The sequence below is a fragment of the Microbacterium sp. UBA3394 genome (genome assembly GCF_002358725.1).
Taxonomy (GTDB): Bacteria; Actinomycetota; Actinomycetes; order Actinomycetales; family Microbacteriaceae; genus Microbacterium; species Microbacterium luteum.
Map to the genome: position 1 here is coordinate 1 of NZ_DEPK01000132.1, position 8,135 is coordinate 8,135.

The 8,135-nt window shown below is 69.9% G+C and carries 8 protein-coding genes and 1 tRNA gene; 2 read left to right on the forward strand and 7 right to left on the reverse strand.

What is annotated here, in order from left to right; translation table 11 throughout:
• Positions 1 to 76, forward strand: a 76-nt coding sequence (locus B4E30_RS16585; RefSeq protein WP_414683195.1) for a YchJ family metal-binding protein, incomplete at its 5' end; no start/stop codon positions are given.
• 71 nt (positions 77 to 147) lie between these two features.
• On the opposite strand, the gene B4E30_RS07930 is transcribed toward B4E30_RS16585, so the two are convergent.
• From B4E30_RS07930 to B4E30_RS07960, 7 genes are all read right to left on the reverse strand, one after another.
• A tRNA-Gln gene (locus B4E30_RS07930) sits at positions 148 to 222 on the reverse strand.
• Between the two features lie 70 nt (positions 223 to 292).
• Positions 293 to 1,801 (reverse strand): glutamate--tRNA ligase, encoded by a 1,509-nt coding sequence (gene gltX / locus B4E30_RS07935; protein WP_286794555.1) that lies wholly within the window; start codon positions 1,799 to 1,801, stop codon positions 293 to 295.
• A 10-nt stretch (positions 1,802 to 1,811) separates the two neighbouring features.
• Positions 1,812 to 3,071, reverse strand: a complete 1,260-nt coding sequence (locus B4E30_RS07940) for an MFS transporter (RefSeq protein ID WP_286794557.1) — start codon at positions 3,069 to 3,071, stop codon at positions 1,812 to 1,814.
• Positions 3,061 to 3,828: a fumarylacetoacetate hydrolase family protein gene (locus B4E30_RS07945; protein ID WP_286794559.1), complete on the reverse strand. Its 768-nt coding sequence runs from the start codon at positions 3,826 to 3,828 to the stop codon at positions 3,061 to 3,063. Before B4E30_RS07945 ends, B4E30_RS07940 begins: the two co-directional genes overlap by 11 nt.
• Before the next feature lie 27 nt (positions 3,829 to 3,855).
• Positions 3,856 to 4,962: a branched-chain amino acid aminotransferase gene (locus B4E30_RS07950; RefSeq protein WP_286794561.1), complete on the reverse strand. Its 1,107-nt coding sequence runs from the start codon at positions 4,960 to 4,962 to the stop codon at positions 3,856 to 3,858.
• Between the two features lie 45 nt (positions 4,963 to 5,007).
• On the reverse strand, positions 5,008 to 6,060 hold the full coding sequence (locus tag B4E30_RS07955; protein WP_194385089.1) for a 3-isopropylmalate dehydrogenase: 1,053 nt from the start codon (positions 6,058 to 6,060) through the stop codon (positions 5,008 to 5,010).
• 56 nt (positions 6,061 to 6,116) lie between these two features.
• Complete coding sequence (locus tag B4E30_RS07960) at positions 6,117 to 7,664, reverse strand: MFS transporter (RefSeq protein ID WP_286794564.1); 1,548 nt, start codon at positions 7,662 to 7,664, stop codon at positions 6,117 to 6,119.
• Between the two features lie 73 nt (positions 7,665 to 7,737).
• Between B4E30_RS07960 and B4E30_RS07965 the strand changes: the two genes are divergently transcribed.
• Positions 7,738 to 8,135, forward strand: a 398-nt coding sequence (locus B4E30_RS07965) for a TetR/AcrR family transcriptional regulator (RefSeq protein WP_286794566.1), incomplete at its 3' end; no start/stop codon positions are given.

Here is an 8,135-nt window from a genome sequence, read left to right on the forward strand (position 1 = left end):
TCTCCACGAGCGCTCGAGATTCGTGCGGGAAGGCGGGCGCTGGTTCTATCTGGACGGGGACGACCGCGCGGGCTGAGAGGATGCCAGCCGGGTGGCGAGAGGCTCTCGTGAAACGCAAAAACCCCCGCTGAGCGGGGGTTTTTCACGTGGCTGGGGTACCTGGACTCGAACCAAGAACAACTGAACCAGAATCAGCCGTGTTGCCAATTACACCATACCCCACCGGTCTCGACCGGGGTCGTGCCGAAGATCGAGTCTAGTCGACCAACGGTCCCGAGACAAACCGAGGCGATCAGCGACGATGCCGCACGAGGGCGTCGAGCCGCCGCAGCGTCTCGGCCTTGCCGAGGAGCTCCATCGACTCGAACAGCGGCGGCGACACCTTGCGTCCGCTCACCGCGACACGGAGCGGCCCGTAGGCCACGCGCGGCTTCAGCCCGAGTCCCTCCACGAGCGCGCCCGCCAGCGCATCCTGCACCGCGGCCGCCGTGAATTCCCCCTCGGGGATGATCTCGAGCGCACCCACGGACGCCACGACGACCTCGTCGGCGTTGTCGGGGAGGCCCGACAACGCATCCTCCTGGTAGTCGACCTCGTCGACGAAGAGGAAGCCGAGAAGGTCGGGTGCGTCGCCGAGGAGCGGCATGCGCTCCTGGACGAGCGGGGCGGCCGCGGCGATCAGACGATGCTGCTCGTCGGTCGGCGGGTTCGAGACCAGCCCTCGGGCGACGAGGTAGGGCACGATCCGCGCGGCGAAGTCGGCCGGCTGGAGCATGCGGATGTGATCGCCGTTGATCGCCTCCGCCTTCTTCTGGTCGAAGCGCGCCGGATTCGGGTTGACGTCGGCGATGTCGAAGGCCTCGACCAGCTCCTCGAGCGTGAAGACGTCCCGATCCGGAGCGATCGACCAGCCGAGGAGCGCGAGGTAGTTCAAGAGGCCTTCGTGCGTGAAGCCCTTCTCGCGCTGGAGGAACAGGTCCGCGCGCGGGTCGCGCTTGGAGAGCTTCTTCGTGCCCTCCCCCAGCACGAGAGGCATGTGGCCGAAGCGCGGGATGACATCCGTGACTCCGGCATCGACGAGAGCACGATACAGCGAGAGCTGGCGCGCGGTGGAGGGCATGAGGTCCTCACCGCGCAGCACGTGCGTGATCCCCATGAGCGCATCGTCGACGGGGTTCACGAACGTGTAGAGCGGCACTCCCCCGGCGCGCACGATCACGAAGTCGGGGAACGAGCCGGCGGGGAATGTGACCTCGCCGCGGATGAGGTCGACGTACGTGAGGTCTTCGTCCGGAACACGCAGGCGGTAGGCCGGCTCGCGGCCCTCCGCCCGGAAAGCCGCCTTCTGCTCGTCGGTGAGGTCGCGGTCGAAGTTGTCGTAGCCCAGCTGCTTGGCCCGGCCGTTGGCCTCGTTGCGCGCGTCGATCTCCGCTGCGGTGGAGTAGCTCTCGTAGACGACTCCCGCGGCGAGCAGCTTGTCGAGGACCTCGCGGTAGAGCCCGTGACGCTGCGACTGCCGATACGGAGCGTGCGGCCCGCCGACCTCGACGCCCTCGTCCCAGTCGATACGGAGCCAGCGCAGTGCGTCGAGCAGCTGCTGATAGCTCTCCTCGCTGTCCCGCGCGGCGTCGGTGTCTTCGATGCGGAAGATCATCTTGCCGCCGTTGTGGCGCGCGTAGGCCCAGTTGAACAGGGCGGTGCGCACGAGCCCGACGTGGGGAAGCCCGGTGGGCGAAGGGCAGAAGCGCACCCGGATGTCGGAGCCGGCTGCGGTGGTGGTGCGGGGGTCAACGGAAGCCATCGCCTCCAGTCTAGGTCGGCGTCGCCTCCGACTGTGGCACCGAGGATCGCACCGTCGGCGCGAGCGCCACGGCGGCCAGCACCCCGACGCCCACGACGAGGGCGAGTCCGCCGTAGCCGATCCAGCCGAGGATCACACCGGCGGCGATCGCGCCCCCGGCGCCGACGAGACTCATGACCGTGTCGCTCAGCCCCTGACGTCGCGTGCGCCGGACTTCGTCGCTCGCTTCCGTCAGCAGCGCCGCTCCAGCGACGGTCGCGGCACTCCAGCCGAGGCCGAGGAGCACGAGCGCGACCGTCACGGCGACCGTGGAGTCCTGTCCGAGGAAGGCCAGGACGAGCGACGCCGCCAGCAGAGCCTGACCGAGCAGGATCGTCGGCATGCGCCCCCATCGGTCGGCGAGGATGCCGAACACGGGCGCGAGGGCGTACATCCCGGCGATGTGCAGGCTGATCGTGACGCCGATGATGGTGAGGGTGGCGCCGTGGTGCAGCAGATGCACGGGTGTCATGGCCATCACCGACACCATCACACCGTGCGCCGCAGCGACGACGACGATCGCGTATCGCGCGACGCGCGGCCTGTCCGTTCCGGCGATCGGTCGCGTGGCACCGGATCGATCCGCGGCAACGGCCGCCTGCGCGGTCAGGAGCGGGTCGGGCCGCAGCGCAGCCAGGTAGAGCAGAATCGCCAGCCCCTGACCGGCGACGGTGAACAGGTACGGGCCGGTCAGAGCCGGCATACCCATGAGCGCTCCCAGCGCCTCACCCGGTCCGACGAGGTTGGGGCCGAGGACCGCGCCGATGGTGGTCGCCCACACGACGATCGACAGGTCACGCCCGCGGGATGCGGCGGTCGCGAGGTCGGTCGCCGCGAAACGCGACTGCAGGTTCGAGGCCTGGCCGGCTCCGATGAGCGCGAACGCGAACAGCAGGAGGGGGAACAGCGACGCGGCGGCTCCGACGACGACCAGCGCGACGCCGACGAGCGCCACCGCCATCCCCGTCGTCAGCGCGGGTCGACGCCCGCGTCGCCGCGCGAAGGCCGCCAGCGGAGCCGCGAACGCGGCCGTGCCGAGAGTGACGGCTGCCGTCGCGAGGCCGGAGAACGCCTCGTCGCCGCTGATCTCGGCGGCGAGGACCGCGCCGAGCGAGATCGTCGCGCCGAACGCCACGCCGCCGAGGATCTGACCCAGCGACAGCACGGCGACCGCGCGTCGCTGCAGGCTGCGCAGGTCGTGCTGCAGATACGCGGAGGGTTCAGGCGCCACGGGCGGGGTTCCGCAGGATCCCCAGCCCGGTGATCTCGACCTCCACCGACTGTCCCGAGCGGATGGGGCCGACGCCGGCGGGTGTTCCGGTGAGAATGACGTCGCCCGGCAGCAGGGTGAACGCCGCTGAGGCGTAGGCGATCACCTCGGCGACGCCGTGCACCATGTCGGTCAGCGGCGCCTCCTGGCGCACCTCTCCGTCGACGCGTGTGGTGAGCACGGCGTCACCGGCGGGATCGAACTCGGTCTCCACGATCGGACCGAGCGGGCAGAAGGTGTCGAACCCCTTCGCTCGCGCCCACTGGCCGTCGCGGCGCTGCAGGTCGCGCGCGGTGACGTCATTGGCGTTGGTGTAGCCGAAGACGTAGTCGAGGGCGTTCTCGGCGGTGACGTTCTTGGCGATGCGCCCCATGACGACCGCCAGTTCCCCTTCGACGTCGATGCGCTCGGACTGCGGCGGCAGCACGATCGCATCGTCGGGGCCGATGACCGAGGTGTTGGGCTTGAAGAACAGCATCGGCTCGGCCGGCACGTCGTTGTCGAACTCCGCCGCGTGGTCGCGGTAATTGCGACCCACGGCGATCACCTTCGACCGCGGGATCACCGGCGCGAGCAACGCCACGTCGCCGAGGGGCACCCGCTCGCCGGTGGTGTCGTACCCGGCGAACATGGGGTCTCCGGCGAGGACGACGAGCTCGCGCTCGTCGACGATGCCGTACTTGATGGCGTCCTGATGGCTGAAGCGGGCGATCCTCACGCGTCCACCCTACGAGGAGCGGCGGCTTCAGGCATCCAGTCGGTAGAGCCAGCTGTGCGTGTCGTCACGGCGACCGTATTGGATGTCGGTGAGCTCCTCGCGCAGCGACAGCGCCAGCTCGCCCAGCGGCTGCTGGTCTTCGAAGTCGGCGCCCTTGAGCGTGCCGATGGGCGTCACGACAGCGGCGGTGCCGCACGCGAAGACCTCGACGATGTCGCCCGAAGCCACGCCGTCTCGCCATTCGGCGAGGGTCACCGGGCGCGCCTCGACCTTGTGCCCGCGGTCACGCGCGAGCTGCAGGATGGAGTTGCGGGTGATGCCGTCGAGGATGCTGGGCGATTCGGGGGTCACCAGCGTGCCGTCCTTGCGCACGAACACGACGTTCATCCCGCCGAGTTCCTCGACGTTCCCGTCGGAGTCCAGGAAGACCACCTGGTCGCACCCCTGCTCGTAGGCCTCGGACTGCGGCAGCAGGCTCGCGGCATAGTTGCCGCCGGTCTTGGCCGCACCCGTGCCGCCCTTGCCCGCGCGGGCATAATTCTCACTGAGCCAGATCGACACCGGCTGCACGCCGCCCTTGAAGTAGGCAGCGGCGGGGCTCGCGATCACGTAGTAGCCGACCTTGTGCGCCGGACGCACACCGAGGAAGGCCTCCTTCGCGAACATGAAGGGGCGCAGGTAGAGGCTCTGGTCGGCACCGGACGGCACCCAGTCGAGGTCGGCGCGCACCAGCTCGGCGAGCGACTGCACGAAGTAGGGCACGGGGAGTTCCGGAAGCGCCAGACGCCGGGCGCTGCGCTGCAGTCGACGGCCGTTCTGGTCGGGCCGGAACGTGTGCACCGACCCGTCCGCGTGGCGGTAGGCCTTGATGCCCTCGAAGATCTCCTGGCCGTAGTGCAGCACCGCGGCCGCGGGGTCCAGCGACAAGGGTCCGTAAGGCTGCACGCGGGGCCGGTGCCATCCACCCCTGACCGACCAGCACACGTCGATCATGTGATCGGTGAAGTGCGTGCCGAACCCCGGCTCGGCGAGGATCTCCGCGCGGCGCTGTGCGGAGGCGCCGTTGAGATTGCGGGAGACGACGAACTCGAGCGGCTCGAGGTCGGCGTCGATGTCGGAGTCGATGAGGGTCATGTCACGTCCTGGCGGTTCAAGGCGCTGGATGCGCCTGGTCAAAGGTTACGCCTGCACCCGCGCGGCGATCGCGTCGCCGATCTGAGCGGTGGTACGGGGCGAGCCGTCGCGGGCGGCGACGTCCTCCTCGACCGCACGGGTGATGCGGGCCGATTCGTCGGTCAGCCCGAGGTGGTCGAGCATGAGGGCGACGGAGATGATCGCTGCCGACGGGTCGGCCTTCTGCTGCCCCGCGATGTCGGGCGCCGATCCGTGTACGGGCTCGAACATCGACGGGAAGGCGCCGTCGGGGTTGATGTTGCCCGAGGCGGCGAGGCCGATGCCACCGGTGACGGCGCCGGCCAGGTCGGTGAGGATGTCGCCGAAGAGGTTGTCGGTGACGATCACATCGAAGCGGCTGGGGTCGGTCACGAGGAAGATCGTGGCCGCGTCGACGTGGAGATAGTCTACGGCCACGTCGGGGTATTCCTCACCCACCGCGTCGACCAGGCGCTTCCAGATCGATCCGGCGTGCACGAGCACGTTCGTCTTGTGCACCAGGGTCAGGGCACGCCGTCGCACCTGGGCGAGGGCGAAGGCGTAGCGCACGACGCGCTCGATTCCGAAAGCGGTGTTCACCGACACTTCGTTGGCGACCTCGGCGGGGGTGCCCTTGCGGATCGCGCCGCCGTTGCCCACGTAGGGTCCCTCGGTGCCCTCGCGCACGACGACGAAGTCGATCGCGCCCGGGTTCGCCAGCGGGCTGGTCGAACCGGGATGGAGCTTCGACGGCCGCAGGTTCACGTAGTGGTCCAGCTCGAACCGGAGCTTCAGCAACAGGCCGCGCTCGATGTTGGCGCCGGCCAGGCGAGGGTCGCCTGGCACGCCGCCGACGGCACCCAGCAGGATCGCGTCGTGCGTCGCGATCGCGGCGAGGTCCTCGTCGGTGAGCGTGTCGCCGGTCTCCAGGTAGCGCGCCGCCCCGAGCGAGAAGTGCGTGGCGTCGAAGCGCGTCTCCCCTCCCGCGGTGACGGCGGCGAGCACCTTCTCCGCTTCGGCGACGACTTCCGGACCGATGCCGTCACCGGGGATGACGGCGAGCTTGATGACGCGCGACATCGCTCTCCTAGGGTGCAGGGCCCGGCGGACGCCGAGCGGAGCGGGCTGCGGCCCCGTCAGTGCTCGATGCGGGACGGGGCGCGGGACCCTCCCAGGGTAGCGGCGGCGATGACCGCCGCGACGACCACGAGAGCGGCCCCCATCGCGGCGGTGACGCCGACACCCGCTCCGAAGGCGCTCGCGGCGGCATCCCGCAGCGCGGCCCCGAGGGCGCCGCCGAGGAGGTCGGCCTCGACCATCGCACCGGCGAGCGTCTCGCGGGCCGGTTCCCGCACATCGGCCGGCAGCGCCGCCGGCAGCGCCAGGTTGCTTCGGTAGAGCGCCGTGACGACGCCGCCGAGCACCGCCGTTCCCAGCACCGCGCCGAGCTCGTAGGCGGTCTCGGAGACCGCGCTCGCGGCCCCGGCCTTGGCCGGCGGGGCGCTCGCGAGGATGAGCTCGTTCGAGACCGTCTCGGCGGCACCGATCCCGATCCCGAGCGAGACGAACGCGACGACGAGGGTGGCAGGCAACGCATCGGCCCCGGAGACGCCCACCATGACGTAGCCGAGCACGGAGAACGCCAGGGCGACCGGCACCAGCATTCGGGGCGCAACGCGGCGGCCGAGGGGGACGACGAGAAACCCGGCGACGATCATCGCGGCGAGTCCCGGCACGAGAGCCATGCCGGCCTCGAGGGGCGACAGTCCCAGCACCAGCTGCAGGTGCTGGGCGACGAAGAAGAGGAAGCCGACCAGACCGACCACCGACAGGAGGTTCACGAGCAGCGCACCCGTGAAGGTGCCCTCGTGGAACAGGCGCATGTCGAGCATCGGCGTCCGCATCCGCAGCTGACGACGCACGAACAGCACGCCGAAGACCGCACCGGCCGCGGCGAAGGCCCACGCAGCGCTCCCGACGCCGTGCACCGCGAGTTCCTTGATGGCGAACACGATCGGGACCATCGTCGCCATCGACAGGGCGATGCTGATCGGGTCGATGCGACCGGGATGCGGGTCACGGCTCTCGGGGACGAGGAACGGCGCGAGCGCGAGCAGGGGGATGAGCACCGGGATCGCCAGGAGGAACACCGAACCCCACCCGAAGTGCTCCAGCAGGATGCCGCCGACGATGGGGCCGAGGGCGGCACCGGCGGAGAACATCGACGCCCACACCGCGATCGCGAGACGCCGCTGGTCGCGATCGGTGAAGATGCTGCGCAGCAGAGAAAGCGTCGAGGGCATGAGCATGGCACCGAAGAATCCCATCGCGGCACGCGCAACGATCAGCAGCTCCGCCGTGGGCGCGAAGGCCGCCAGCGCCGAGATGGCCGCGAACCCGGTCGCGCCGATCAGGAGCATCCGTCGACGACCGAACCGGTCCCCCATCGTGCCCATCGTCACCAGCAGGCCGGCGAGCACGAGCGGGTAGACGTCGACGATCCACAGCTGCTCGGCGCTCGAGGGCTCGAGGTCGCGACCGATCGCCGGCAGGGCGAAGCTCAGCACGGTGTTGTCGACCGACACGAGCAGCACAGGAAGCATGAGCACGGCCAGAGCCGCCCACCCGCGCCATCCCACACGGGTGCCCTCGTCGCGGGTCACCGGCATCGTCTGCGTCGTCATGTCACATCCTTTCTATACCGTCCAGCCGGTATAGTATCAGGATGACAGCATCGCCGTCGATACGATCGATCTCATGAGTCGCCCTCCCCTGGCCCGCGAGAAGGTGCTGGACGCGTACGAGGCGATCCTCATCGCCGACGGAGCGCGCGCCGCGACCATGGAGGCGATCGCGCGCGAAGCAGGGGTGTCCAAGGGCGGACTGCTCTACCACTTCGAGTCGAAGGAGGCGCTCGAGGCGGCCCTCATCGCGCGCATGACCGACCTCGCCCTCGCCGACATCGCGGAACTCTCCGCCGACGCCGACGGTCCCGTTGCCGCCTTCGTGCGCACATCCGTGATGACGGGGCACCCGCTCGATCGCGCGATCACCGCGACGTCGAAGCTCGCCCAGACCGGCAACGTCGCCGCATCGGACGCGCTGCGCGGCATCCGTGACCGCTGGGCAGACCTCGTGCGACCGCACGTTCGCGA

What these genes read in the sequence shown, in the direction of transcription:
- gltX (WP_286794555.1), bottom strand. Translation starts at nt 1,801, where the DNA reads ATGGCTTCCGTTGACCCCCGCACCACCACCGCAGCCGGCTCCGACATC.
- B4E30_RS07950 (WP_286794561.1), bottom strand. Translation starts at nt 4,962, where the DNA reads ATGACCCTCATCGACTCCGACATCGACGCCGACCTCGAGCCGCTCGAG.
- B4E30_RS07955 (WP_194385089.1), bottom strand. Translation starts at nt 6,060, where the DNA reads ATGTCGCGCGTCATCAAGCTCGCCGTCATCCCCGGTGACGGCATCGGT.
- B4E30_RS07960 (WP_286794564.1), bottom strand. Translation starts at nt 7,664, where the DNA reads ATGACGACGCAGACGATGCCGGTGACCCGCGACGAGGGCACCCGTGTG.